The 25422-nt window shown below is 42.8% G+C and carries 25 protein-coding genes and 1 riboswitch; of the genes, 20 read left to right on the top strand and 5 right to left on the bottom strand.

Annotation, left to right across the window (positions count from 1 at the left end):
• The first annotated feature begins 9 nt into the window (after window positions 1-9).
• The 7 genes from A9267_RS20110 to A9267_RS20140 all read left to right on the top strand — a co-directional run bounded on the left by A9267_RS20110 (window position 10) and on the right by A9267_RS20140 (window position 9791).
• On the top strand, window positions 10-2865 hold the full coding sequence (locus A9267_RS20110; RefSeq protein WP_065110514.1) for a formate dehydrogenase subunit alpha: 2856 nt from the start codon (window positions 10-12) through the stop codon (window positions 2863-2865).
• A gap of 28 nt (window positions 2866-2893) precedes the next feature.
• On the top strand, window positions 2894-3463 hold the full coding sequence (gene fdh3B / locus A9267_RS20115; protein ID WP_065110515.1) for a formate dehydrogenase FDH3 subunit beta: 570 nt from the start codon (window positions 2894-2896) through the stop codon (window positions 3461-3463).
• Window positions 3464-3537: 74 nt separating this feature from the next.
• Window positions 3538-4527, top strand: coding sequence for a formate dehydrogenase subunit gamma (locus A9267_RS20120; protein WP_065110516.1), 990 nt, complete (start codon window positions 3538-3540; stop codon window positions 4525-4527).
• Between the two features lie 306 nt (window positions 4528-4833).
• On the top strand, window positions 4834-6171 hold the full coding sequence (locus A9267_RS20125; RefSeq protein WP_055024173.1) for a coproporphyrinogen III oxidase family protein: 1338 nt from the start codon (window positions 4834-4836) through the stop codon (window positions 6169-6171).
• A 172-nt stretch (window positions 6172-6343) separates the two neighbouring features.
• Window positions 6344-7195 carry a PfkB family carbohydrate kinase gene (locus tag A9267_RS20130; RefSeq protein WP_065110517.1) on the top strand — a complete coding sequence of 284 codons (852 nt, stop codon included), beginning with the start codon at window positions 6344-6346 and terminating at the stop codon, window positions 7193-7195.
• 401 nt (window positions 7196-7596) lie between these two features.
• On the top strand, window positions 7597-9054 hold the full coding sequence (locus A9267_RS20135; RefSeq protein ID WP_065110518.1) for a sensor domain-containing diguanylate cyclase: 1458 nt from the start codon (window positions 7597-7599) through the stop codon (window positions 9052-9054).
• A 29-nt stretch (window positions 9055-9083) separates the two neighbouring features.
• Window positions 9084-9791 (top strand): MOSC domain-containing protein, encoded by a 708-nt coding sequence (locus A9267_RS20140; protein WP_065110519.1) that lies wholly within the window; start codon window positions 9084-9086, stop codon window positions 9789-9791.
• 80 nt (window positions 9792-9871) lie between these two features.
• Here the strand turns inward: A9267_RS20140 and A9267_RS20145 are convergent, their stop codons facing one another.
• A complete protein-coding gene (locus A9267_RS20145; RefSeq protein ID WP_065110520.1) occupies window positions 9872-11794 on the bottom strand; it encodes a methyl-accepting chemotaxis protein in 1923 nt (640 codons plus the stop codon).
• Window positions 11795-11976: 182 nt separating this feature from the next.
• Complete coding sequence (locus tag A9267_RS20150; RefSeq protein WP_065110521.1) at window positions 11977-13626, bottom strand: electron transfer flavoprotein-ubiquinone oxidoreductase; 1650 nt, start codon at window positions 13624-13626, stop codon at window positions 11977-11979.
• Window positions 13627-13834: 208 nt separating this feature from the next.
• A riboswitch (molybdenum cofactor riboswitch) is annotated at window positions 13835-13968 on the top strand.
• Between A9267_RS20150 and moaA the strand changes: the two genes are divergently transcribed.
• From moaA to A9267_RS20205, 11 genes are all read left to right on the top strand, one after another.
• Entirely contained in the window at window positions 13956-14936 is a 981-nt protein-coding gene (gene moaA / locus A9267_RS20155; protein WP_055024178.1) for a GTP 3',8-cyclase MoaA, read from the top strand. It overlaps the preceding riboswitch by 13 nt.
• A 57-nt stretch (window positions 14937-14993) precedes the next feature.
• Window positions 14994-15476: a cyclic pyranopterin monophosphate synthase MoaC gene (gene moaC / locus A9267_RS20160; protein ID WP_055024179.1), complete on the top strand. Its 483-nt coding sequence runs from the start codon at window positions 14994-14996 to the stop codon at window positions 15474-15476.
• 39 nt (window positions 15477-15515) lie between these two features.
• On the top strand, window positions 15516-15764 hold the full coding sequence (moaD, locus tag A9267_RS20165; protein ID WP_055024180.1) for a molybdopterin synthase sulfur carrier subunit: 249 nt from the start codon (window positions 15516-15518) through the stop codon (window positions 15762-15764).
• Window position 15765: 1 nt separating this feature from the next.
• Window positions 15766-16251 carry a molybdopterin synthase catalytic subunit MoaE gene (gene moaE / locus A9267_RS20170; RefSeq protein WP_065110522.1) on the top strand — a complete coding sequence of 162 codons (486 nt, stop codon included), beginning with the start codon at window positions 15766-15768 and terminating at the stop codon, window positions 16249-16251.
• A gap of 17 nt (window positions 16252-16268) precedes the next feature.
• On the top strand, window positions 16269-17144 hold the full coding sequence (modA, locus tag A9267_RS20175; RefSeq protein WP_065110523.1) for a molybdate ABC transporter substrate-binding protein: 876 nt from the start codon (window positions 16269-16271) through the stop codon (window positions 17142-17144).
• Window positions 17145-17147: 3 nt separating this feature from the next.
• Window positions 17148-17828: a molybdate ABC transporter permease subunit gene (gene modB / locus A9267_RS20180; RefSeq protein ID WP_065110524.1), complete on the top strand. Its 681-nt coding sequence runs from the start codon at window positions 17148-17150 to the stop codon at window positions 17826-17828.
• Entirely contained in the window at window positions 17809-18915 is a 1107-nt protein-coding gene (locus A9267_RS20185; protein ID WP_065110525.1) for an ABC transporter ATP-binding protein, read from the top strand. Before modB ends, A9267_RS20185 begins: the two co-directional genes overlap by 20 nt.
• A gap of 84 nt (window positions 18916-18999) precedes the next feature.
• The gene (locus A9267_RS20190; RefSeq protein ID WP_055024185.1) at window positions 19000-19524 is read left to right on the top strand and encodes a hypothetical protein; all 525 of its coding nucleotides are present in this window, start codon (window positions 19000-19002) and stop codon (window positions 19522-19524) included.
• A gap of 42 nt (window positions 19525-19566) precedes the next feature.
• Window positions 19567-20244, top strand: a complete 678-nt coding sequence (locus A9267_RS20195; protein ID WP_065110526.1) for a response regulator transcription factor — start codon at window positions 19567-19569, stop codon at window positions 20242-20244.
• 31 nt (window positions 20245-20275) lie between these two features.
• On the top strand, window positions 20276-21550 hold the full coding sequence (locus A9267_RS20200; protein WP_225442287.1) for a sensor histidine kinase: 1275 nt from the start codon (window positions 20276-20278) through the stop codon (window positions 21548-21550).
• A gap of 54 nt (window positions 21551-21604) precedes the next feature.
• Window positions 21605-22300: a TIGR01621 family pseudouridine synthase gene (locus A9267_RS20205; protein ID WP_065110527.1), complete on the top strand. Its 696-nt coding sequence runs from the start codon at window positions 21605-21607 to the stop codon at window positions 22298-22300.
• 42 nt (window positions 22301-22342) lie between these two features.
• Here the strand turns inward: A9267_RS20205 and A9267_RS20210 are convergent, their stop codons facing one another.
• Window positions 22343-23509 (bottom strand): GGDEF domain-containing protein, encoded by a 1167-nt coding sequence (locus A9267_RS20210; RefSeq protein ID WP_065110528.1) that lies wholly within the window; start codon window positions 23507-23509, stop codon window positions 22343-22345.
• Window positions 23510-23662: 153 nt separating this feature from the next.
• On the opposite strand from A9267_RS20210, the gene A9267_RS20215 reads away from it, so the two are divergent.
• Both A9267_RS20215 and A9267_RS20220 read left to right on the top strand, forming a co-directional pair.
• A complete protein-coding gene (locus A9267_RS20215) occupies window positions 23663-23830 on the top strand; it encodes a YqaE/Pmp3 family membrane protein (protein WP_065110529.1) in 168 nt (55 codons plus the stop codon).
• A 201-nt stretch (window positions 23831-24031) separates the two neighbouring features.
• Entirely contained in the window at window positions 24032-24241 is a 210-nt protein-coding gene (locus tag A9267_RS20220; RefSeq protein ID WP_055024189.1) for a DUF2986 domain-containing protein, read from the top strand.
• 21 nt (window positions 24242-24262) lie between these two features.
• Here A9267_RS20220 and A9267_RS20225 read toward each other — a convergent pair whose 3' ends face one another.
• Both A9267_RS20225 and moeB read right to left on the bottom strand, forming a co-directional pair.
• Window positions 24263-24559 (bottom strand): putative hemolysin, encoded by a 297-nt coding sequence (locus A9267_RS20225; RefSeq protein WP_082972481.1) that lies wholly within the window; start codon window positions 24557-24559, stop codon window positions 24263-24265.
• A gap of 73 nt (window positions 24560-24632) precedes the next feature.
• Complete coding sequence (gene moeB, locus A9267_RS20230; RefSeq protein WP_065110530.1) at window positions 24633-25415, bottom strand: molybdopterin-synthase adenylyltransferase MoeB; 783 nt, start codon at window positions 25413-25415, stop codon at window positions 24633-24635.
• Window positions 25416-25422 lie beyond the last annotated feature (7 nt).

Below are 25422 nucleotides of genomic sequence, written 5' to 3' on the forward strand. Positions count from 1 at the left end.
AAATAAGCGATGAAGTTAACTCGCAAGTCTACCGCAGCTCCTAAAGCTGCTACCAAGTCGCTCGGTATCAACCGTCGTCAATTTATGAAGAATGCAGGTATTGCTACTGGTGGTATCGCCGCTGCTTCACTAATGGGCACTGGCATGATGCGTAGAGCAGAAGCTCATGATGTACCTCATGATGCGCCAACTGAAATCAAACGTACTGTATGTTCTGCATGTGCTGTTGGTTGTGGTTTATACGCAGAAGTACAAAATGGCGTTTGGACAGGTCAAGAGCCTGCTTTCGATCACCCATTCAATGCTGGCGGTCACTGTGCTAAAGGTGCAGCAATCCGTGAACATGGTCATGGTGAGAAGCGTCTTAAGTACCCAATGAAACTTGTTGATGGCAAGTGGAAGAAATTATCTTGGGAGCAGGCTTACAACGAAGTCGGCGACAAGATGCTAGATATCCGTGAAGAGTCAGGTCCTGATTCAGTTTACTTCATGGGTAGTGCCAAGTTCTCGAACGAAGGCTGTTACATGTACCGTAAGTTTGCGGCTATGTGGGGCACGAACAACGTCGATCACTCAGCACGTATTTGTCACTCTACCACGGTAGCCGGTGTTGCTAACACTTGGGGTTACGGTGCGCAAACTAACTCTTTCAACGATATTCAAAATGCAAATGCAATCTTCTTCATCGGTTCAAACCCGGCTGAAGCGCATCCAGTTGCAATGCAGCATATCTTACTAGCGAAAGAGAAAAACAACGCAAAAATTATCGTTGTTGACCCTCGTTTCTCACGTACTGCAGCGCACGCCGACCTACATTGTGGTCTACGTCCTGGTACTGATATCCCATTCATCTACGGTATGCTTTGGCACATCTTTGAAAATGGTTGGGAAGATAAGACGTTCATCAAAGAACGTGTTTTCGAAATGGAATCAATTCGCGCTGAAGCGAAAAAATTCCCACCAAAAGAAGTTGCTAACGTAACTGGTTGTACTGAAGAAGAAGTTTACCAAGCTGCTAAATTAATGGCAGATAACCGTCCTGGTACTGTTATTTGGTGTATGGGTGGTACTCAGCATCACGTCGGTAATGCTAACACTCGTGCATACTGTCTACTTCAACTAGCCCTAGGTAACATGGGTGTTTCTGGTGGCGGTACTAACATTTTCCGTGGTCACGATAACGTTCAAGGTGCAACTGACTTAGGTCTATTGTTTGATAACCTTCCGGGTTACTACGGTTTGACTTCTGCAGCTTGGGATCACTGGACAAACGTTTGGGATCTAGACAGAGAGTGGGTTAATGGTCGTTTCGATCATGGCACTTACTTAGGTCGTGAGCCAATGACGACTCCTGGTATGCCTTGCTCTCGCTGGCATGATGGTGTGTTAGAAGACAAGAGCAAGCTAGCTCAGAAAGATAACATCCGTATGGCATTCTTCTGGGGACAATCAGTTAACACTGGTGTTCGTCAAAATGACATCCGTGATGCACTAGACAAGATGGACACTGTAGTTGTTGTGGATCCTTTCCCAACTATGGCAGGTGTTATGCACCGTCGTCAAAATGGTGTTTACTTACTACCAGCTTGTACTCAGTTCGAAACTGAAGGTTCTGTTTCTAACTCAGGTCGTTCACAGCAATGGCGTGAAAAAGTTGTTGAGCCTTTATTTGAATCAAAAACTGACCTTGAGATTATGTACCGCTTATCTCAAAAACTTGGTTTTGCAGAGCAATACACCAAACGTATCGAAAAAGATGCCAATGATGTATTAGTGATTGAAGATATCACTCGCGAAATCAACCGCGGTATGTGGACAATTGGTATGACAGGTCAAAGCCCTGAGCGTATCAAACAACACACTCAAAACTGGGGCACGTTCAGCAACAAGACTCTTGAAGCTGCTGGCGGACCTGCTAAAGGCGAAACTTACGGCTTACCTTGGCCTTGTTGGGGTACTCCAGAGCATAAGCATCCTGGTACTCAAATTCTGTATAACACAAGCAAACACGTTAAAGACGGTGGTGGTAACTTCCGTGCACGTTACGGTGTGGAATACAAAGGTGAAAACCTTCTTGCTGAAGGTAGTTTCTCTAAAGGTGCTGAAATCACTGACGGTTACCCAGAGTTCACTGCTGCAATGCTTAAGCAATTAGGCTGGTGGGACGAGCTAACAGCTGAAGAAAAAGCATCAGCTGAAGGTAAGAATTGGAAGACTGATATTTCAGGCGGTATCGTTCGCGTTGCAATCAAACATGGTTGTATCCCATTCGGTAATGCTAAAGCACGTTGTATCGTTTGGAACTTCCCTGATGTTGTACCAGTTCACCGTGAGCCGCTATACACGTCTCGTCGTGACCTTGTATCTAAGTACCCAACGCATGACGATATGCAAGTTCATCGTCTACCTACGTTGTACAAGACTATTCAAGATAATGACAACAGTGCTAAGTACCCACTAGTAATGACTTCTGGTCGTCTGGTTGAGTATGAAGGTGGTGGTGAAGAGTCTCGTTCTAACCCTTGGTTAGCAGAACTTCAACAACAGATGTTTGTTGAAATGAACCCTGCTGATGCAGCCGATCGCGGTCTTCGTGACGGTGACAATGTTTGGTTAGAAGGTGCTGAAGGCGGCCGCATTAAGATTAAAGCTATGGTTACTCCACGCGTTAAGCCTGGTGTTACTTGGATGCCTTACCACTTCGCTGGTGTGATGAGTGGTGAAAGTCTTGAGCCTAACTATCCGGAAGGAACTGTTCCTTACGTTATCGGTGAGTCTTGTAATACTGCAATGACCTATGGTTATGACCCTGTAACACAAATGCAGGAAACCAAAGCGTCGCTTTGTCAAATTGAGAAAGCATAACTGCAGTCTAAGCTAGGAGAATTGCCAAATGGCTACAATGAAATTTTTATGTGATACCAAGCGCTGCATTGAATGTAATGGTTGTGTCACTGCTTGTAAAAACGAAAATGACTCTGCTCTTGAGTGGGGCATTCAACGTCGTCGTGTAGTAACTATCAATGATGGTATGAAAGGCGAAGCGTCAATCTCAGTTGCATGTATGCACTGTAGCGATGCACCTTGTATGGCTGTATGTCCTGCAAACTGTTTCTACAAAACAGAAGACGGCATTGTACTTCACGACAAAGATACTTGTATCGGTTGTGGGTACTGTTTATATGCATGTCCTTTCGGTGCTCCACAGTTCCCTCAGTCAGGCGCTTTCGGCAGCCGTGGCAAGATGGACAAGTGTACTTTCTGTGCCGGTGGCCCTGAAGCTGATCACTCTCATGAAGAGCGTGAGAAGTACGGTGCTAACCGTCTTGCAGAAGGCAAACTTCCTATGTGTGCTGAACTTTGTTCAACCAAAGCATTACTTGCTGGTGATGCAGAAATCGTTTCTGCCATCTTCCGTGAGCGTGTTGCTTATCGCGGTTCTAACAAAGGTGTTTGGGGTTAATCTCCAAACTTGTTAGTCAGCTTAGCTATGATGCCTGAGGTTACTCAGGCATCGAGTAGCGTAGAGGATGTATTATGAACAAGTGGTTCAAACAAATTGGCGTTGTTATCGCACTGATGTTCAGTGTAATGACATTCGCTCACGCTAGTGGAAGTGGTGAAGAATCTCTTACCGTTCAAGATGGCAATGCGCAATTATGGGCACAGCTTAAAGACGGTGCAGAGGGACGTACTACTTCGACAAGTGAGTTCCATGCACAACCAATCAATACTTATGATTTACGTGTATTTGATTTACGTAGTGACTGGCTTGCTCCTGCCTTAGCATTATCGCTATTTGGCATGATCATCATTTTCGTACTGTTTATGAAAATTAACGGTATTTCGAAATTACACGGTGGTTTCACCGGTAAGATGGTATATCGCTGGTCTAAATTCGACGTATCGATTCACTGGTTAGGCGCAATTCCATGTATGTTATTGATCCTAACAGGCTTAGTATTGCTTGCTGGTCGTTACTTTCTGCAGCCATACATTGGTGAAGGAGTGTGGTCTAACTTAGTCTACATTTCTAAAGAAGTTCACGATTATATGGCTATCCCATTCATGTTGGGTTGGGCGTTAATGACGGTACTTTGGGCTAAAAACCAAATGCCTAAGATGTACGATCTTAAGTGGATGATGGTTGTTGGTGGTTACATTAACTTCGGTCCATTTAAAGGTAAGCACCCTGACGCTGGCTTTGCTAACGCAGGTGAAAAACTATGGTTCTGGGCATTTGCTCTATTCGGTCTATTCATCTCAGTATCAGGAATGTTATTACTGTTCCCGAACTTATTTGAACCAAGCCGTAACCTAAGCTTACTTGCTCTTGTTGTTCACTCAGTGAGTGCTATTATTATTTGTGCTTTCTCTATCGTTCACATCTTCATGGCAACAGCTATGTCTGAAGGTGGTATGGATTGTATGGTGTCTGGTTACTGTGATGAGCAGTGGGCTAAGCAGCATCACAACCTTTGGTATGATGAAATCAAAGAAAAAGGCGAGCTTAAATACAGAGACTAGTCGTCTTGGAATTTAAGTAAAAATACCCTCAATGGCATCGCTTTTGAGGGTATTTTTGTATCTAACTTTGATAGATCAAAATTTAAACATAGATATTTCTTATAATTAACATAGTGATATTGTTTATTAGTGATTAATTATTTAACAGGTGCTAATCTGTGATCTCCTTGGTAAAAATTAACTCCTTGGCTTGTTATTCAACGTTAAGTTATAGATAGTTCACACAAAGGTCAGTGATTTAAGAGTATTCTGCTCACACTGCAGCTATGAGCTGCGAGTCTGCTCATTCTTAAGGTAGGAAATGCTATGTCATCAATAATTAAACCATCAGACACCATTATTCAGTCGCCTTATCAAGCGAACATTACCACGCCAGACTGGATGATCAGTGCGATGGAGAAAGTGATGCAGTTTTATGTTGATCGTAATTTACGATTGGACACTGTATCTGCTGAAATGATGCCAAAGCCAGTTGAAGGTAAAAAGTACATGCTCTATGCGCATGTGCCTTTTTGTCATACCTTGTGTTCTTACTGTACTTTCCACCGTTTCCTATTTAAAGAAGACAAAGCCCGTCGCTATTTTGTTTCTTTACGTAAAGAAATGGATATGGTGAAAAACTTAGGTTATGACTTCGAATCTATGTATATCGGTGGTGGAACTACCACGGTATTAGAAGATGAGTTAGCACGTACCATTGAACATGCAAAAACCTTATTCCCAAATATTAAAGAGGTATCGTGTGAATCCGATCCTCAGCATCTCGATAGCGAAGGCTTCAAGCAGTTAGAAGGCTTAGTCGACCGTATGTCTATTGGTGTACAAAGCTTTAATGATGATATCTTGACCATGACAGATCGAATTGAAAAGTTTGGTACTGGTCAGCAGACGTTCGATAAAATCATGGCGGCTAAAGAGCTATTCCCTATCATTAATGTCGATTTGATTTTCGGTTTCCGTGGTCAAACAGATGAAATCATCCAGCATGATTTGGATATGGCATCTAAATTAGACCCACGCCAAATTACTACTTATCCATTGATGATTACTCACCAAACACGTAAAAGCGTCAAGGGTAAACTGGCTGCGCCGCACGGTGATATGGCCCGTCAATATCGTCAAATCCTTAACAGCTTAAACGGTCAATATACGCAACTTTCAGGTTGGGCATTTGGTAAAGCCAACAACGAAGGCTTTGATGAGTATGTTATTGATTATGATGAGTACTTAGGGGTTGGTTCAGGCTCTTTCAGCTTCTTGGATGACACCTTATACGTGAATACTTTCTCGCTGAAAAAGTATCAAGAGCGTGTTGAGAACGGCTTGATGGGCGTTGAGCAACAAAAGCAATACGGCAAAAAAGAAGTCATGCAATATCGCTTCTTATTAGGTATGTTCTCAGGCCGTTTATCACGTAAATATTTCCGTGAAACCTTTGGTGTGAATTTAGACACTGCCTTGTTTAAAGAAATGGCTTCAATGAAAGCGATTGGCGCAATTAAAAATGACCCGAACGATCCAGATAATTTGATTTGGACCGATAATGGTAAAATGATGGGCTTGCTGATGATGAAAGAGTTTTACTCTGGTATGGACAATGTCCGTGCACAATTACGCAAACCACTCAGACCAGAAGACATGTAAGCTTTCGCTATAATCAGATGATATCGTCTAGCAAATATCGTGAAATTAAAGGCAGTGATAATCCTCACTGCCTTTTTTGTTTTTGCAGTATACTGATTTTGATATCACTCAAATGACTGTGGTTCCATTGAGATGGTTTTATTGCGGTTGAATAATTCAGACAGAGAGCGCTATGGCTAATATATTACTCCTTGCCAATATCAATTGTGACCGACTTCTGCAGCTTGATAAGCCACTGCAAACAGGTGGTCGCTTTCATTATCAAGACGGCGGCTCACGTTTGGGCGGCGGCGGTGCCAATACTGGCATCGGCTTGGTATGGGCAGGGCATTCGGTGTCTTTAGTGAGCCAAGTGGGTAATGATAAGGTGGGCAACTGGATATTGGCGCAAGCCAGTACTCAGGGGTTGGATTGTCGGCTTGTCGAGCGTTTTGAAGGAACCACATGTGAAATGTTGTTGGTCATGACGCCTGATGGTGAGCGCACGATCATTCGCCCCCAACGGCCAGTTTTTGAATTACCCTCTCCGCCGAAATGGCAGCAGTTTGATGCGCTATACACTAATTCATCAGCAAAAGGAATTAGTGGTTGGACGACTTCGGCGTTAAATGATTGCCTTGTCGTCTCTCAATTAGCCAAAGATGAACGCGTTCGTCCTTGTCATGTGCTTATTGCTTCAATCACTGATATGCAAGGTCGTTGTATTGGAGATAAATGGGAGTTTGCCGAGCAAATTGCTGGTGAGTCATTACAATATTTTGTGGTCACAGACGGTGAAAATGGTGCAGTCGCTTATAGCAAAGACGCACAAGTGCATGTGCCTGCAGTCTTAGCTGAGGTTGTTGATACAACAGGTGCAGGCGATGCTTACGCTGCTGGACTTATCCATTACTTGTGTCAGCGAAGAGGTATCAAAGATGCGATGGAAGAAGGGGCTCGTTGGGCAGCATTCGCGGTTGCGACCCCTAGTTCAGTACCAGGACAGTGTTTGCAATACTATTTAACCGCGCCAGAATCTGAGTAGAGGCGGGCCTATGCCGTACACATTCAGCTTCATCATTTCGTCATTTTTGTGTCGCTAATCTGTCATATTGAAAGATTATACTTTCGCCGTAATTTGTTGAAAGCTTAGTCTTTTTTATCGGAGATTGCGTTTTAGCTGTACTCTTCCTACTTCCTGGAAGTTAATTACAACCCTATTTATTCTGTTTGATCTTACGGCCCTGCATTCCCCCATTTGCAGGGCTTTTTTTATTCATTTTTGTCGCTGACGAATTGAGTGTGGTTGGCAAATTGTAAAGCTATTTGGAAAATCGGTGCGTCACTTAGGGTTTTCAGTTAGTATTTACATTGAGTTAACATATTCACAAAACCCGTTCTCTGGGTTCGTCTGAATTTATGCGCGATGAAGTTATTAGGGGCATTATGGGAAATAAAGTTTGGAACGATAAAAAACGTTTTATCTGGATATTATCCATTCTACTTTTGGCTGCATTTATAGTAACAAGCAGCATTAGCTATCAAGTTGCACATGACTCGTTAAGCGAACAGATTGAAGACAACACATTGCCACTGACCAGTGACAATATCTATTCCGAAATTCAGCAAGATTTATTACGCCCTATCTTTATTTCATCTTTAATGGCTCAAGACACCTTTGTCCGTGACTGGACGATTAATGATGAGCTGCAACCTGAAAAGCTAGTGCGCTACCTGAGAGAAATTCAAAACAAATACGATACCGTGACCAGTTTTTTTGTGTCAGAAGCGAGCCGAAATTATTATCATTCTTCAGGGGTTCTGAGAAAAATAGAAGACGTCTCTAATGACGATGCATGGTATTTTCGAGTGCGCTCTTTGCCGCAAGATGAAGACTACGAAGTTAATATTGATACCGATACTGCCGATAAAAATCGCACCGTGATTTATGTAAACTACAAAGTTTATGATTTTGAGGGTAACTTTATCGGTGTTACTGGAGTCGGACTTGCCGTTGAGCGAGTAAAAAAACTGATAGATCTGTATCAAACACGTTATAACCGCCGAGTATATTTTTCCGATAGGCAGGGCAATATTAAGCTGCACAGCAGTGGATTTGAAGGTGCTACCACATTACAGAGTAGTGCAGGGCTAGAAAAGCTGGCGACTCGTATTCTCACCAGTCCTAGTGCATCATTTTCCTACCATAGAGATAACAGAACGATTTACTTAAACAGCCGCTTAGTTGAAGAGTTCAAATGGTACTTGATGGTAGAACAAGACGAAGTGCAAGCAGAGAAAAAACTACTCACAACGTTTTGGATTAATATTGGTTTGAGTTTGGTTGTGACCTTAGGGATATTGTTTATTGCCAATATGACGATAGGTAAATATCAGCGAAAGTTAGAGTTAATGGCATCCACAGACAAGTTAACTGGTGCAGCCAATCGACAAGTCTTTGAAGATTACTTTGCTCAGGCGCTATCTCGCTCAGTGGTAGATGGCACAGTTATGTCAGTGCTGATCCTCGATATTGACCACTTTAAACAAGTGAATGATCAATATGGTCATAACATTGGCGATCTTGTCATTCAATCTGCAGCGAATGTGCTTAAATCCCATTTAACAGATGCCGACTTGTTATGTCGCTGGGGCGGCGAAGAGTTTTTAGTTTTATTGGCTAATACCAATATCAGTCAAGCTAATGAGTTGGCTGAAAAAATGCGAGAGTCAGTCGCAGCGAAAACCATCAAGGTTAATGGGAGTAAAATCAGTGTCACCTTAAGTTGTGGGGTAGCTGAACATCGCAAGACAGAAAAACCAGAAGAGTTAGTAAATCGCGCTGATATCGCCCTTTACCAAGCGAAAGCACAAGGTCGAAATCAGGTGGTTTTATCTTATTAAAGTAGCGCTTTTACAATGAGAGAGTAGTCATGGCAGGCCATGTGTTAACAAGCAAAATATCAGGATTATTTTGTGGGGATAAAATTAATTCTTTAGGCAGTATCGACAGTGGGATGAACAACAAATTGCCCATGCAAGTGCTGAAGGTTAATCAACACCAAGTTGAGGGAGATGCTCAAGCGGATCCGATTCATCATGGTGGCGAAGAGCGAGTATTACATCATTTCCCTCGAGAACATTATGGGCAATATCGTCGCTGGGATCTCATCAGCAATCATAAAGACGTGCCAGCGATGGGTGAAAATATTAGTACCGTGGGACTCGATGAGTCTCAGGTTAATATTGGCGATATTATTCAAATTGGCGAAGTAATGTTGCAAGTGACGCAACCACGCTCACCTTGCTTTAAGCTAAATCAGCAATTCGGCCATCCTAAATTTGCTCTCGCCATGCAAGAGAGTCGCATGTGTGGTTGGTTTTATCGGGTATTACAAGCGGGTGAGATTAACGCTAGCGATAGCATCGTCCTCATTGAGCGTAAAACTGATATCAGTGTTGCGCAAGCAATGAAAATCTATTTCTTACCAGAAGTCGATGCCGAGCAATATCAACTGCTGATGCAATGTGAAGGACTGGCTAGTAATTGGGTTACCAGTATGCAAAAGCGTATCGATACTCAAACCATTGAGAATTGGCAGTATCGTTTATATGGCCCAGAAGGTGAGCCTGTTGAGTAAATCTTAACTTGCTCATCAATTAAGTCGCAATAAAAAACGCACTGTATAGTGCGTTTTTAGTCTCTGATTAAAGCATCCGTTTATTCAATTTTAAATCGGGCTACTAACACATCAAGTCGACTTGCTAAGCTATTCAGTGATTCACTGGCTTGGGCTGCTGCCTTGGCTGTATCTGCTGTGCGCTGAGTAATATCGTTGATTTCAGTGACATTACGATTAATGTCTTCGACAACGGTAGATTGCTCTTCTGTTGCCGCTGCCACTTGAATGTTCATATCACTGATTGATGCAATTTGCTGGCTAATGCCGCTAAGTGATTGGCTCGCTTCATCCACAGCGTTAACGCCTTCTTGAGAACGATTACGAGATGTTTCCATTGCAACAACAGCGCGGCTGGCTTCAGATTGTAATTTATCAATCATGGTTTGCACTTCGTTAGTTGAATCCGCTGTACGTGAAGCAAGGCTTCTAACTTCATCAGCAACCACTGCGAACCCTCTACCAGCTTCTCCAGCACGTGCAGCTTCAATCGCAGCGTTGAGTGCCAGTAAGTTGGTTTGCTCTGAAATAGCGCGGATCACATCTAAGATACCGCCAATAGACTTAGTGTGAGTCGCCAACGACTCAATCACTTCACCGACCTGTTCTACGTCATTTGAAAGTTGATTAATGGTGCTCCTTGCACTCATTACCACTTGCTGTCCATCAGAGGATTTGGTATCTGCTTCTTTAGCCGTTACCGCTGCTTGGGCTGCATTACTGGCAATTTCATTGACCGTTGCTCCCATTTCATTAATGGCGGTGACAACCATAATGGTTCTATCTTTTTGCTGCTGGCTGTCATCTAAAGTTTGGTTTGCTTGGGCTGAAACATCTTTGGCGGATAAACTCAGTTGTTCACTGGTTCTAGCCACTTCAATGACGGATTCTTGTATTTTCGTGATAAAGCTATTAAATCCTTTTGCCAGCTGAGCCAGTTCATCATGACCTTCAACTGGAAGACGTTGGCGTAAATCACCTTCACCTTCGCCAATATCTTTAAACAGTTCGGCAACCTTAGCAATAGGGCGACTCACTGAAGAAGCAACAGCACTTGCTACGATAATAAAGAACACCGCGATAATGATGGTGCCAAGTATGATTTGGTACACGGCTTTATCGAGTAGGGCAAAAATCTCAGACTCAGGCACTTCCGCAATTAAGTACCAGTTCATAGCAGGAATATAACTACTTGCCACCATTTTACTTTCACCATTAACCTCAATGCGCATTAAGTTAAAGTCATTTTTAGCTAATAAAGATTGGCTATTGGTGCCAGAATAAAACCCACTTAAATTGGCTTTACCTATCTGGTTCGGATCTGGGTGAAGTTTCACGCTACCTGATGCGTCAACAAGATAAACAAAGCCACTATCTTCAATCTTGAATGAAGCAAGTTGCTGCACCATATCATCAAGAGATTTAGCTAAACCGACTAACCCTCGGCCATTAGGTTGCTGATAGTTGATAAACAGTTTTACTTCGCCAGTTGTTTCAGTAAAGACATTCAGCATTCGCTCCTGTCCGCTATTGAGATAGTCGAAAAACCAACTATCTTGCTGCGGATTAAGAACGCGTAGAAAACCATCTTGAGTGTAATAAGCTGCTGTTTCACGGTCCGCGTAGGAGGCTTGTACTAACTGATACTGTGCTTGTATATCACCTAACTGGGCAATCACATCGTCTTCTCTATCATTGGGACGACCTTGCTCTACCCAGTCCAGTAGCATTCGGCTTTTTGCCAGTTGTTCTGCGGCATTGAGCAAGTTGTTAATATCAAGCTCTAATTTATGACGTATTTGCATCAATAAGCTCGGCAGTTCTGAATCAATCATACGCTGCTCAACAACGACTTTGGCGCTACGCTGGCTCAGTACTCCCACTAGCATGGTTGAAAACACCACGCCAAAGATCATCGAGAACAAGATTTTTTGTTTAATGGATAGATGTTTTAGCTGATTCATTCGGACAACCTAATTAGTTCGATATGTTTAATATCGGCAATTTGCGGAATAGTTAAATAGGTTTTATGTGGTCTTGAGCTAATTTTGCGGTAATAGGTTATTTATACAATAAAAAAACGCACCAATTAATAGTGCGTTTTGTTCAAGTGACAATTTTGCTTAAGTGATACTAAGGATATCAACTACATATTTGGATAGTTTGGACCACCGCCGCCTTCTGGGGTGACCCAAGTGATATTTTGACTTGGGTCTTTTATGTCACAGGTTTTACAGTGGATACAGTTTTGCGCATTAATCACAAACTTGTTTTCAGGACCTTCAGTGACGACTTCATACACGCCTGCAGGGCAGTATCGTTGAGCTGGTTCGTTGTATTTTATTAAGTTTACCGCGATAGGAATTGAGGCATCTTTAAGTTGCAAATGACACATCTGATCTTCCTCATGATAGGTATTTGAAAGATAAACAGAAGACAGTTTATCAAAGCTTAATTTACCATCCGGTTTTGGATACTCTATAGGAGTAAAGTCTTTCGCTAAGCCCATTTCTGCATGATCTGGGGTTTCATCTCGCAAGGTGATTGGGAACTTGCCACCAAACCAGTTTTGATCGATAAAGTTAAATGCGCCCCCCAAATAAGTGCCAAACTTATGCAGAGCAGGGCCAAAGTTACGTGATTGGAATAACTCTTCGTGTAACCAGCTTTGTTCGATACGAGTTTGGAAACAATCAAGATCCTTACCCGCTTCAACACCAGCCATTAAGGCTTCACCTAAGGTTTCGGCTGCCACAATACCGCTCTTCATTGCAGTGTGAGTGCCTTTAATTTTGGCAAAGTTCAAGGTGCCAGCATCACAGCCAATCAGAAGACCACCAGGGAAGCTCATTTTTGGCAGTGAGTTTAAGCCGCCTTTTGCGATTGCGCGCGCGCCGTAGGTTAAGCGTTCACCACCTGTCAGTGTTTGGCTGATCACAGGGTGCTGCTTATAACGTTGGAACTCGTCAAATGGACTGACGTGAGGGTTCTTGTAGTTTAAGTCGATGATTAAACCTACCGCAACTTGGTTGTCTTCCATGTGGTATAGGAATCCGCCACCTGAAGTACCTTGGTTTAATGGCCAGCCACCAGTATGGACAACTTTACCTTCTTGATGTTGCTCGGCAGGAATTTTCCAGATTTCTTTAAAACCTAAACCATAATGCTGTGGGGTCTTTCCATTATCAAGGTGATATTTTGCGATTAGCTCTTTACCTAGGTGGCCTCGACAACCTTCAGAAAAGACGGTGTATTTGGCATGTAATTCCATACCTGGCATATAGCTGTCTTTTTCTTCGCCGTTAGCGCCGACGCCCATATCGCCAATTAAAATGCCTTTTACGCTGTTATCTTGATTAAACAGCACTTCACTTGCAGCAAATCCTGGGAAAATTTCAACGCCTAAGCCTTCAGCTTTTTCAGCTAACCAGCGGGTTAAGTTCCCGACGCTGATAATATAGTTGCCTTCATTATGCATGGTTTTAGGCACTAAGCTGTTCGACATTAACTTGGAGTTTGACTCTGAGCTAAGTAAATAAATCTCGTCGTGAGTCACTTTGGTATTCAAAGGGATATCGGATTCTCGCCAATCTGTGAACAATTCATCCAATACTTTAGGTTCGAAAACCGCACCTGATAAGATGTGCGCTCCAACCTCAGAGCCTTTTTCAACCACACAGACGGTCATTTCTTTATCTGCATCTTGTGATATTTGCATTAATCGACATGCAGTAGCGAGTCCGGCAGGTCCTGCACCGACTATTACTACATCGAATTCCATAGATTCGCGTTCCATCATCTCACCTTTGATCTTCGTTTCCCGGTTTATGGCGGGTTTGTTGTTTTTTTGTTTTACTCACCTTACCTCAAAAATGACTTAGGTCACAGTAGCAACTGCGATTTTGAGCTCGTGAGCTAGCTCGCAAATCTTTACAGATTTTGCTCAAACTGGGACAAATTGTCATAAAAAGGTACTGATCCGAGTGATTTTAGGCCTATAATCAAGGTTGACGGTTCTCCGAGCTCTATATCCTACGTCCACAGATACGGGTATTTAGCCGTGGTAATAATGCCACCGGGGTGAGTAAAGAAATGCGCTTACCTCCCACACTTGGAAAGGTTAACATGTCCCAACTACAAGACAGCTTTGGTCGAAGATTTCACTATCTGCGGATGTCAGTCACTGACGTTTGTAATTTCAAATGTACCTATTGCCTCCCTGATGGCTACAAGCCTGATGGCAAGCCTAAGTTCCTTGCGCTAAATGAAATAGAAAATTTAGTGGCAGCGTTTGGCGAGGTAGGTACGCAAAAAATCCGCATTACCGGTGGTGAGCCGACACTAAGAAAAGATTTTACTGATATCGTTCGTATTGTTGCCGACAATGACAACATTAATACTGTCGCAATGACAACCAACGGTTATCGTCTCGAAAAACATGCTAAAGAATGGTACGACGCAGGCTTGCGACGCATTAATGTTTCAGTTGATAGCCTTGATCCTAAGATGTTTTACCAAATTACTGGTGAAAACAAATTTGATGAGGTCATGCGCGGAATCGATGCAGCATTGGATGCTGGATTTGAGCGAATTAAAATTAACGCCGTATTGTTAAAAGGCTTAAATGACAAAGATTTGCCACGTTTTTTACATTGGATCAAAAGCACACCGATTGATTTGCGCTTTATTGAACTCATGGAAACGGGCTTGGGTCATGATTACTTTAACGCACACCATTTAGCGGGCCTTGATATCAAGTTAAAACTTGAGTCAGAAGGCTGGTTATATGACTTACCTAGCGTAGATGATGGTCCTGCACAAAACTTTAGTCATCCAGATTATCAAGGCCGTATCGGATTGATTATGCCGTACGCCAAAAACTTTTGCGCTAGCTGTAATCGCCTGCGAGTCTCAGCCAAAGGTAAATTGCACTTGTGTCTATTTACCGAAAATGGTTTGGACTTACGAGATTTATTGCAACACGAATCTCAACGAGCAGAGTTAATTGAGCGTTTACACAGTCAGTTAGCGCAAAAAGAAGAAACCCATTATTTACATCAAGGGATAACAGGCGTAACCAAACATTTAGCATCAATTGGTGGCTAATCTTGGTTGCTAAATTCAATCCCTAACTGACATCTAGATTTTATAAGGCAAGTTAGCATGAGCAATTGTTTTACCCATATCAATGCCGATGGCAACGCGCACATGGTCGATGTGACAGAGAAAAACATTACTGAACGTGAAGCGCGTGCTGAAGCATTCATTGAGATGGCGCCAAGTACGTTAGAAATGATCATGAGTGGCAGCCATCACAAAGGTGATGTGTTTGCGACAGCCCGTATTGCAGGTATTCAAGCTGCTAAAAAAACCTCAGATTTAATCCCGCTATGTCATCCACTCATGTTGACGAAAGTTGAAGTGGACTTAGAAGCTCAACCAGAACACAACCGCGTTCGTATTACCAGTTTATGTAAACTTTCTGGTAAAACCGGTGTTGAGATGGAAGCATTAACGGCTGCATCAACGGCGGCGTTAACGATTTACGACATGTGTAAAGCGGTTCAAAAAGACATGATTATTTCCCAAGTACGTTTACTCGAAAAGCGTGGTGGTAAATCAGGTCACTTCCAAGCTGAAGATTAATTTTTCGCTGGCATCCAAAATATTTAAAGAGACATTGTCATGATTCAGGTTTTATTTTTTGCACAAGTTAGAGAGTTACTGGGTACAGCCAAAACAGAAATCTCAGCTGAAGGGATCACAAACACCGAGCAGTTACGCCAAGCATTGGCATCGACTGATGAGAAATGGGCAAAAGTCTTGTCTTCAGACAAACTACTTGTTGCCGTGAATCAAACCATGAGCGCATGGGATGCTGCGGTTGCTGATGGTGATGAAGTTGCTTTTTTCCCTCCAGTGACAGGCGGTTAATATGACGGCCAGTAAAGAAACAAACCCAAAACAAGTCGTCCGTGTTCAGACGGCCGATTTTAATGTCGCCGATGAATACGCTGCTATTGCGGCTGACAACAGTGACGGCGCTGTGGTGACCTTTGCCGGTAAAGTGCGTGATTTTAATGATGGCAGTGCGGTAACGGATCTGACCCTTGAGCATTATCCTGGTATGACAGAAGCGGTATTAGTCCAATTAGCGGAGCAAGCTTATGAGCGCTGGCCGCTAAACTATGTCACGATTATTCACCGCGTAGGGCGTATGGAACTAGGCGAGCAAATCGTGTTTATCGGTGTCACCAGTATGCATCGTAAAGCGGCATTTGCAGCGTGTGAATTCTTAATCGATTTCTTAAAAACCAAAGCGCCATTTTGGAAATTAGAAGCCGGTGAAGAAGGCAATAACTGGGTTGAAGCACGCGACTCGGACGAACAAGCTGCATCAATGTGGAATGATGTTAAGTAAATAAGGACACTAAGTTTATGACCGTGAGTTGCCGTTTGTCGCAGGGTATTCAAGCTTTAGTGTTGAGTGGGGTCATTGGTTTGGTGACCTTAGTGTCATTCTCGGCACAAGCAGCCAAACCCCCTGCGATTGCTGCAGCATCGAATGTGAAGTTTGCCTTAGATGAAATTGTGGCGAACTTTACCGCTGAAACGGGCCTGAAGCTTAGAGTGTCTTACGGTTCTTCTGGTAATTTTGTGGCGCAGATTCAACATGGTGCGCCTTTTGAAATGCTGCTTAGCGCTGATGAGTTTTATGTACAGCAGTTACATAAAGTCGGTAAAACTGACTCTGATGGTGATATTTATGCCATTGGTAAACTTGCCCTTGTTGCGCCTAATAACTCTTCTTTAAACCTTGATCCACAACTTGCAGGTCTTGAAGCGGCAATTGAGCAAGGCAAAATTAAACGTTTTGTGATTGCTAATCCGGCTCACGCTCCCTACGGCGAACGTGCTCAAGCGCTATTAACAGACAAAGGCCTTTGGGAAGCACTGCAGTCAACCATCATTATGGGTGAAAATGTCTCTCAGGCGGCTCAATTTGCCCTAAGCGGTTCTGCTCAAGGTGGTATTGTGGCGTTATCATTAGCTTCTGCGCCGCAGTTCAGCAAAATGGGACGCTATGTTGAAATCCCGCAGTCTTTATATCAACCGATTAATCAACGCATGGTGATGACCCCTAAAGCTGGTGATACCACCAAAGCGTTTTATGAATACATGAAGTCGAGTGCGGCTCATGACGTATTAGAAAATTACGGTTTTGGTTTTCCAGACTCACTGACAGACAAGCATCATTTGCATCAACCTAAACTTCGTGCACCACAACCAAGACAGCAAGTGGCGGAAGAGTAATTTATGGATTGGCAGTCATTGTGGCTATCGGCCAAGTTAAGCAGTGTAACCGTATTAATTTTAGTCCCAATGGCAGTATTTGTTGGCCGTTTTTTGGCTTACCGCCAGTTTAAAGGCAAGTCTTGGGTTGAAGCCTTGATTATGGTGCCACTTGTGTTGCCGCCGACTGTTATTGGTTATTACTTATTGGTTGGCTTAGGCAGCCAAAGCCTTATTGGGCAATGGGTTGAGCAATTTACTGGTGCACAATTAGTGTTTAATTTTTCCGGATTGGTTATTGCGTCTATCTTGGTCAATATTCCCTTCGCTGTTCAGCCAATTCAACGTGCTTTTGAAACTATCCCCCATGATATTCCAGATGCCGCAGCATGCTGTGGTATGAGCTGGTGGCGCATATTTCTCAAAATCGAATTACCGATGATCTGGCCCGGGATTTTAACTGCGGTGGTATTATGTTTTTCCCACGTATTAGGTGAGTTTGGTGTGGTATTGATGTTAGGCGGCAATATCGCTGGTGAAACGAAAACCATTTCAATTGCCATTTATGACAGTGTGCAAGCCTTTGACTTTGAAGCGGCGGGTACGATGTCGTTAGTGCTGCTTGTCTTTGCCATTAGTGTACTGGCAATCACTACCAGTTTATCAAAGCGTATTGGGGGGCAGCATGCCAACCCGCAACGCTGATTTACATTGCGATATTTCGCAGCAACTTCCTATTCCTTTATCGGCCAAATTCGATTGTAAGGCTGGCGAAGTCTTGGCTGTAGTAGGGCCGTCTGGTGGAGGTAAAACCACCTTATTGCGGATGATTGCTGGTCTGAGTTCGCCTGAAAAGGGCACCATTCAATGTGGCGGACAAGACTGGTATGCGAGTGAGCCTAAGTTGCATTTATCGCCTCAACAGCGTCATATCGGCTATGTGCCGCAGCATTTTGGCTTGTTCCCACATTTAACAGCCCTTGATAATGTCATTTCTGGTTTAGACCATATCCCTAAGAGCGAACGTAAAGCGAGGGCTCTAGACTGGCTTGAGCGCGTTAACTTACATGGACTGCCTGCTAGGTTGCCTGCGCAATTATCTGGTGGTCAGCGTCAACGTGTGGCTTTAGCGAGGGCATTAGCCCGTGAGCCTTCGGTGTTATTACTTGATGAGCCCTTCTCTGCCGTAGATAGGGAAACCCGTGAGCGATTATATATCGAGCTTGCACGGCTCAAATCGCAATTATCTATACCCGTTATCATGGTGACCCATGATATGAATGAAGCCTTGTTGCTGGCCGATAAAATGATTCTTATCAGTCAGGGAAATATGCTTCAGCAAGGGGAGCCGTTTGAAGTATTGTCCCATCCCCGTAATGAAACCGTCGCAAGGCAAATGGGGCTGCGTAATATATTTCACGCCGAAGTCAGTGGGCGAGATGAGGAAGCCAATATCACATGGCTTAAAATGGGCGAACAGATCATCGCCAGTGATAGTGCGCCAGAGTTGGCGATAGGCCAACAGGTACGTTGGGTCATTCCAAACCAAGGCATTCGCTTTAATGCCATTTCCAGTGGGCGATTATGTCGTAGCATTAATAAACTGGATATCGTCATCGATTCGATTTTGGTCATGGGAGAATCTGTGCGTGTTAAGGCCTCTATGCGGGATGTGAAAGAGACCTTTAATATGGATGTTCCTTCTCACTTGGCCACTAAATTGAACTTGAAACCGGGATTAGAGACGACTATCGCGCTTAAATCTGAACAAGTTCATATACTAGAATCATGATCAATTATTAATCTTACAAAGCTTGGGTCTTTTGTCGGGCTTAGGTAAAGTATCACTATTCCAATTCTCTTTATTGAGGCTTTCATGTTCCGTATCGTTTTGTCGTTGCTAGTTGTGTTCCCGTCAATGGTGATGGCAACCCCGAGTATGCATACTTTGTTGTCTGAAGGTGGATACGTGCAACCGATAACTGTGATTGAACAAATTGAATTAGATTATCGCGGTATTGTTTCTTCATTTGATATGGATGTGGAAAATGGTCAGTTAATCTATGAAGTGGATGTACTCAACCTTGAAGACAGTGAAATCACTGAGCTGTCTTTTTTTGCTGTTGATGGCGCCTTGATGAAAAAGAAATTAACGACGCTTGAGTCCGATGATTTAGATCAGGTGAAGGCTGCCAAAGTATTAATTTCAAAAGGTATGACTTTTACCGAATTAGTTAAGTTGGCAAAAGAAAATCAGTCTGGGTATTTAATTGAAGCTGAGTTAGATCACGACCTTGCCATCAGCTATCTTGAGCTGAAACTGCTGAACGTCTCTAGTAAGCATACGATAGCGTTTGATATTGAAGAATTACGCCCATTGCCATTATTGCAGTGGGACTAAACTCACAATGAATTTCATGCTGTAAAACGAAGGAATAGCACTATGCGAGTATTAATCGTTGAAGATGACGCAACCACGCTACAATATGTTGCTGAAGGTTTTACCGCTCAACAATATCAAGTCGATACCGCGACAAATGGCCATGATGGCTTGCACCAAGCTAAACATAATCAATATGACATTATCATTTTAGATCGCATGTTACCTCAGCTTGATGGACTTACATTACTTACGGCATTACGTAATAACGGTAACCAGACTCCAGTATTAATCCTTTCGGCACTAAGCCATGTGGATGAGCGTGTAAAAGGTTTACGTGCTGGTGGTGATGACTATATGACCAAGCCATTTGCTTTTGCTGAGTTACAAGTGCGTGCAGAGAAGCTTATTCAGCGTAACGCTCCGTCTGCAGCCAATACAGACTTGGAAGTGGGCAACTTAAAAATGGAGTTGTTGACTCGTAAAGTGACACTTGATGAACATGAGTTATTGTTACAACCTAAAGAGTTTCAGTTGCTTAAGTATCTGATGGAACACCCTAATCAAGTTATCAGTCGCACATTGTTATTTGAAGCAGTATGGGATTATCACTTTGATCCTCGCACCAATGTCATCGATGTGCACATTGCTAAATTACGTCGTAAGTTTGAAGAGTTAGGCCACCCTGAAATCATTGAAACGGTTCGAGGGGCTGGATATCGCCTTTGCAAAGGGAATTAAACCCTACCAAAGTAGTGCTTGGCGAATAACGCTGATTTTCTCAACACTGGTAACCTTACTCATTGTGTTACTGGTGTTTGGGCTCTATCGGCAATTGGTGATTGAACAGGAAAACCAAGTCGAGCAGCACCTTGCCACAGAAATGCAACGTTATCAGCAGTTAGCCTTAACGGTTGACCGTCGCAGCTTTGCAGCCCAAATACGCGCAGCGGATCCCAAAACTGCGCTCATAGCATGGCGTAACAGTGTAGATATGGTTGGTGCATTAAGTTTTGTGCCAGACAACATGCCGCTATTGCCTAAAACCCGTGACTTTCCGATTTTGACGGGTGGCCCTGATAAGCTACATATCCTCACTGGCGGAATCGTCATGACCCATTACGGGCCTGTGCTGATTGCAACCCGAACCGATAATTTGTCAGCCTTAATTGAGAAGTTTATCAATGCTGCTTTTTGGGCGGTTGCGTTTACTTTGGGCATCACTCTTGCGGTTGGTTTTGTGTTTTCCAAGGCCATTTTAAGACGATTGGTACAGTACAATTTACTCAGTGAGAAAATTGAACAAGGAGAGTACGACACCCGTTTGCCCGTTAGTCATAATCAAGATGAATTTGACATGCTAGCCGGACAATTTAACCGAGTGTTAGATACGCTTGAGCATAATTTAATGTCAGTGCGAGGCGTGACCGATAATATTGCCCATGACTTACGAACACCTTTATCACATTTGCGCATAGGCATTGAGCAGTTACCGAGTAAACCAGCTGAACAGGTGCCAGAACTCACGGCTATGCTACTTGAAGAACTGGATCATTGTTTAGCGACTTTTGATGCGATGCTGTCATTAACACGCATTGAAGAAGGCCAGCAGACGTTAGATAAACAGCCTGTGAGTTTGCAGTTATTATGTGAAGACTTGTTTGAAATGGCAGAGGTGGTTGCGGAGTCGAAGCAGCAAACCTTGTCACTAAGTGTGGCTAATGATGTGACCATTTCAGGCGATAAATATTTGTTATTCCAAGCGCTGTTTAACTTAGTTGATAACGCAATTAAATATGCGCCTGAAGATGCCGAGATTAAAATTGTTCAAACTGGTCGCACTGTGCAGATTATTGATAACGGCCCCGGGATCAGCGACGAAGACAAAGAGCGAGTATTTGAGCGTCTTGTGAGGCTTGATCCAAGTCGTCACCACAAGGGGACTGGGCTTGGTTTATCAATGGTGAAAGCGATTTTATCGCGTCATCATGCTACTATTGAACTTAAAGATAATCACCCGGGTTTGATTGTCGACATTCAGTTTTAAGCCAGCTGGTAAAACAGATAAACCTTACTCATTTTCCCCAACAGAAATCAGTCTATGTATCAAATCGTTGAACAACACCCTGACTTTATTGTGATCAATAAATCACCTAATGTGCATTTCCACAGCCAAGATGGCAGTGCAGGAGTGGTTGCTCAAGTTGAGGCTGATTTAGGTATTAAGCTATTTAGTGTTCATCGTTTAGATACACCAACCTCGGGGCTGCTTATTTTAGCCAAATCTGCCCAAGCTGCAGCGGAGTTTACTGCGTTGTTTACTGAGCATCGTATTCAAAAATACTATGTCGCCATTGCTCAGGGTAAACCGAAAAAGAAGCAAGGTTGGGTTATCGGTGACATGAGTAAATCTCGGCGCAGTATGTATAAATTGCTTCGCAGCAAAGAGAATCCTGCTATCACTCAGTTTTTCTCTTACTCGCTAGAAAACGGCTTGCGACTGTACCTATTAAAACCGTTAAGTGGTAAAACCCATCAGTTACGAGTTGCCTTGGTCAGTATTGGCGTTCCGATAGTTGGAGACACGCTTTATGGCGCCGAACAAAGCGATCGTTGTTATTTGCATGCTATGGCATTAGATTTTTATTACAAAGGGCAGCATTATCACATAAACCAACTTCCAGTCTCTGGTGAGATCTTTTCAAATGAAAAGGTCACTAAGCAATTACAAGGTGATTGGAAGACTCCGGCAGCACTAGATTGGCCGAAAGCCAAAACTAAACCTTCAGCGATTTAGGCATGAGTTGGAAAATTAAGCTTGATGTCCGAGACTGTATGGCTAATTAGCACTTTTGATACAGTTACGACCACTGGCTTTTGCTTCATACATCGCTTTATCTGCCAACTGTAATAGCGAATCTACTGCTAGTGATTCCGTGATGGTGACACAGCCAATACTCGCTTGTATTTGAATCGGTGTACCTTGCCATTCAAAGTCAATCTCTGCTAGCGTCTGTTGCAGCTTATCTGCAACACAAAGAACTTGTTGCTCAGTGGTGTTAGGTAAAATTAGTACAAACTCTTCTCCGCCAAAACGGCACAAAAAGTCTATTTTTCTAGTCACTTTACTAAGCCGTTTAGCGGTCAGCTTTAATACTTCATCCCCTGCGGTATGCCCGTGAGTGTCATTAATTTGTTTGAAGTGGTCTATGTCGATTAACACGACGCTATACATCACTTTATCTCGTAGCCAGCGCTCATGTTCAGCGGTTAACTTTTTCTGTAATGCATTTCGATTCCAAAGATCTGTTAAAGGATCTTTGTTAGCAAGCGTCATTATTTTAACGACTAGGCGATTAATGGTGTTGCCAATAATGAGAATGTTGACGACTAAAATAAGGACGATGTAAGTCCAAAGAACAGGGATGGATTGTTCAGTGTTAAAAGCTGCATAGGTGGCTACTTTTTCTGGATAGATAATTAAAATTACCGAGCGGATAAAGAACAATAAACCAATCAAGAAAATAGGGACAACCAGCCAGTAAGTGGCAAAAGCGGTAAAGTTAGCTTTGAAAGCGGTGTAATGATCTTTGGCTAACATGAAAAATAACACTGAGGCGGCCAAGGATAAGATGATCATGAGATAGGACGCATTTTCTGCTTGGGGTTGTACCATGAGCATGAAGCCGCAGGTGACCAGTAATACGCCAATATCAAACTGATAACTGGAATTGAGATGATATAAACGCTGGGCTCCCCAGCGCAATAAGCAAAAACCGACTAGAATAATATTATCTGCAACGAGCCAATGCAGGTAACTGGGTTCAAATGTGCGCTGGGTATACAGCAACATACCTATCAAGATAGAAAAATTAGCTAATGCGAATCGCCAACTTGCGCTAGGCGAAACTCGCATTGGGGTGACCATAACTGTCCAAGCTATTGTCGCTGCGAAGCTTAATAGGCAAATAACTTGAACGAGAATAAGGCTACTGTTTTCTATCATCGCACCTTCTACATAGTAATTAGCTTAAATGATTAAAAATCAAGAATAAATTGTATTTATTAATCATCATAATGATATTTGAACTGTTTAACAAATTGTTGCAGTTGAGCTGTAATTAAATTGATTCACTTACAAATAAAGGATTAAACACTTATGGATACAAATAAACTATTACTCATTATCATTGCTATTTTATTGCCACCGGTTGCGGTTTTTTTGAAAAAAGGTGTGGGGAAAGACTTACTTATTAACGTTATCTTGTGCCTGTTATTTTTCATTCCTGGTTTGCTCCATGCCATTTGGGTTGTAATACAAGAATAGGCATTTAGCGAGAACTGCGGGGATGAGCAACAAGCACTTTTTATGAGTGAGTAGCTGTAACAGAAAGGCCAATTCTTAATTGCGTCGATGGTTGAAGCGATTTTGAATTGGTATTTTGGTGTATAGATTGTAAAATCCCCCCTCGACTGACAGAGCTGTAATGAAACCGCTTTTCCATATGTACTTTAGGGTAATACTAAGATGAACCGACGTAAAAAAATTAATCAAACCCTAAAAGGTAAAGCTAAAAAAGCCAATGCGAAAAAGGCTGGCGCGAGTAATAAACCTAAATATATTTCAAAAGCGGATAGGGCAGTAGAGGAACAAGCAGCTAAAGCACTACTTAGTGCTGAAACGGCAGATTTGCAAGGTGTTGAGGATGTAAAGCTTGCTGAAAGTGGCATAAATTAAGTTTAACCACTTATAAATTGATTAGGTTTTTTGGTGATCCCGTCTAAATAATTCCCAAGTTTCGATGACTTCTCCGTCAGGTAAAGTGCATAACAAGATATCGCCATTGATGTGTTTTATGGTTTCAAGTGTCCCATCGTTATCTAAACAATAATTCGAAGCAGGATTAGTTGAATGTAGCGGCGTTATGTCATCGCCTGAACAGGCTGTTAAGCTACCTAAAATGACACTGTAAATTGCCAAGCTAAGCGGGCTTATTAACTCACAGTGTTTTTTGAAGCAAGATAATACAGTGGTTATCTTTAAATCAATGAACATTTTAGCATCCTGATTACGCTGCTATTTTTCATTATTTAACTATAGACAAGATAACCACAAATTGCCGTTTTTGTTACTTTTCTCCACCACAAACAGAGCAATTAGTTTGCTTTGGTAGCTTCATCTCTCGAAACTCCATTGTCATCGCATCAATCATTAAAATGCGTCCATTTAAGCCTTGACCAAACTGGCTAATGGCTTTGATAGCTTCAGTTGCTTGAATGCAGCCGACAAGACCAACAACTGGCGCTAGAATACCAGACTCGACGCAGGTCAACTGCTGTTCTCCAAACAAACTGCTGTAACAGTGATAGCAAGGAGAGCTGGCTTGATAATCAAAAACAGTGACAGTGCCTTCCATTCTGATCGCGGCAGCTGAGATAAAGCTGACTTTATGTTTAAAGCAGCTTTGATTTAGTTGCTCTCTGACTTGAACATTGTCGGTGCAATCGAGTACTAACCCATGTTCAGCAACCAACGCATCAATACGATCCTCATCCAAAAATTGATTGATGGTATTGATAGTGATGAGCGGGTTCAATTGAGCAAGTGTTTGCTTGGCAGAGTCGACTTTTGCTTGGCCAATATTGGCATCTTGATGTAAGACTTGGCGCTGTAGATTGGATAACTCTACAGTGTCAAAATCAACAATGGTCATTTCACCTACACCCGCGACAGCGAGGTATTGTGTCACCGTGCACCCAAGACCACCGGCTCCAATGACTAACACTTTTGCTTGTTTAAGCTTTTCTTGGCCTTCAATATCCATTGCTTTAATGGAGATCTGACGGCTATAACGCAGCATTTCATTGTCAGTTAAAATATCGACTTCATTATCTTTAGGTATCTGAGTCATGATATTT

The organism is Shewanella sp. UCD-FRSSP16_17, assembly GCF_001675935.1.
GTDB lineage: Bacteria > Pseudomonadota > Gammaproteobacteria > Enterobacterales > Shewanellaceae > Shewanella > Shewanella japonica.

Excerpts from the sequence above, each read along its gene's own strand:
- A9267_RS20110 (WP_065110514.1), top strand. The coding sequence starts at position 10 with ATGAAGTTAACTCGCAAGTCTACCGCAGCTCCTAAAGCTGCTACCAAG.
- fdh3B (WP_065110515.1), top strand. The coding sequence starts at position 2,894 with ATGGCTACAATGAAATTTTTATGTGATACCAAGCGCTGCATTGAATGT.
- A9267_RS20120 (WP_065110516.1), top strand. The coding sequence starts at position 3,538 with ATGAACAAGTGGTTCAAACAAATTGGCGTTGTTATCGCACTGATGTTC.
- A9267_RS20125 (WP_055024173.1), top strand. The coding sequence starts at position 4,834 with ATGTCATCAATAATTAAACCATCAGACACCATTATTCAGTCGCCTTAT.
- A9267_RS20130 (WP_065110517.1), top strand. The coding sequence starts at position 6,344 with ATGGCTAATATATTACTCCTTGCCAATATCAATTGTGACCGACTTCTG.
- A9267_RS20135 (WP_065110518.1), top strand. The coding sequence starts at position 7,597 with ATGGGAAATAAAGTTTGGAACGATAAAAAACGTTTTATCTGGATATTA.
- A9267_RS20140 (WP_065110519.1), top strand. The coding sequence starts at position 9,084 with ATGGCAGGCCATGTGTTAACAAGCAAAATATCAGGATTATTTTGTGGG.
- A9267_RS20145 (WP_065110520.1), bottom strand. The coding sequence starts at position 11,794 with ATGAATCAGCTAAAACATCTATCCATTAAACAAAAAATCTTGTTCTCG.
- A9267_RS20150 (WP_065110521.1), bottom strand. The coding sequence starts at position 13,626 with ATGGAACGCGAATCTATGGAATTCGATGTAGTAATAGTCGGTGCAGGA.
- moaA (WP_055024178.1), top strand. The coding sequence starts at position 13,956 with ATGTCCCAACTACAAGACAGCTTTGGTCGAAGATTTCACTATCTGCGG.
- moaC (WP_055024179.1), top strand. The coding sequence starts at position 14,994 with ATGAGCAATTGTTTTACCCATATCAATGCCGATGGCAACGCGCACATG.
- moaD (WP_055024180.1), top strand. The coding sequence starts at position 15,516 with ATGATTCAGGTTTTATTTTTTGCACAAGTTAGAGAGTTACTGGGTACA.
- moaE (WP_065110522.1), top strand. The coding sequence starts at position 15,766 with ATGACGGCCAGTAAAGAAACAAACCCAAAACAAGTCGTCCGTGTTCAG.
- modA (WP_065110523.1), top strand. The coding sequence starts at position 16,269 with ATGACCGTGAGTTGCCGTTTGTCGCAGGGTATTCAAGCTTTAGTGTTG.
- modB (WP_065110524.1), top strand. The coding sequence starts at position 17,148 with ATGGATTGGCAGTCATTGTGGCTATCGGCCAAGTTAAGCAGTGTAACC.
- A9267_RS20185 (WP_065110525.1), top strand. The coding sequence starts at position 17,809 with ATGCCAACCCGCAACGCTGATTTACATTGCGATATTTCGCAGCAACTT.
- A9267_RS20190 (WP_055024185.1), top strand. The coding sequence starts at position 19,000 with ATGTTCCGTATCGTTTTGTCGTTGCTAGTTGTGTTCCCGTCAATGGTG.
- A9267_RS20195 (WP_065110526.1), top strand. The coding sequence starts at position 19,567 with ATGCGAGTATTAATCGTTGAAGATGACGCAACCACGCTACAATATGTT.
- A9267_RS20205 (WP_065110527.1), top strand. The coding sequence starts at position 21,605 with ATGTATCAAATCGTTGAACAACACCCTGACTTTATTGTGATCAATAAA.
- A9267_RS20210 (WP_065110528.1), bottom strand. The coding sequence starts at position 23,509 with ATGATAGAAAACAGTAGCCTTATTCTCGTTCAAGTTATTTGCCTATTA.
- A9267_RS20215 (WP_065110529.1), top strand. The coding sequence starts at position 23,663 with ATGGATACAAATAAACTATTACTCATTATCATTGCTATTTTATTGCCA.
- A9267_RS20220 (WP_055024189.1), top strand. The coding sequence starts at position 24,032 with ATGAACCGACGTAAAAAAATTAATCAAACCCTAAAAGGTAAAGCTAAA.
- A9267_RS20225 (WP_082972481.1), bottom strand. The coding sequence starts at position 24,559 with ATGTTCATTGATTTAAAGATAACCACTGTATTATCTTGCTTCAAAAAA.
- moeB (WP_065110530.1), bottom strand. The coding sequence starts at position 25,415 with ATGACTCAGATACCTAAAGATAATGAAGTCGATATTTTAACTGACAAT.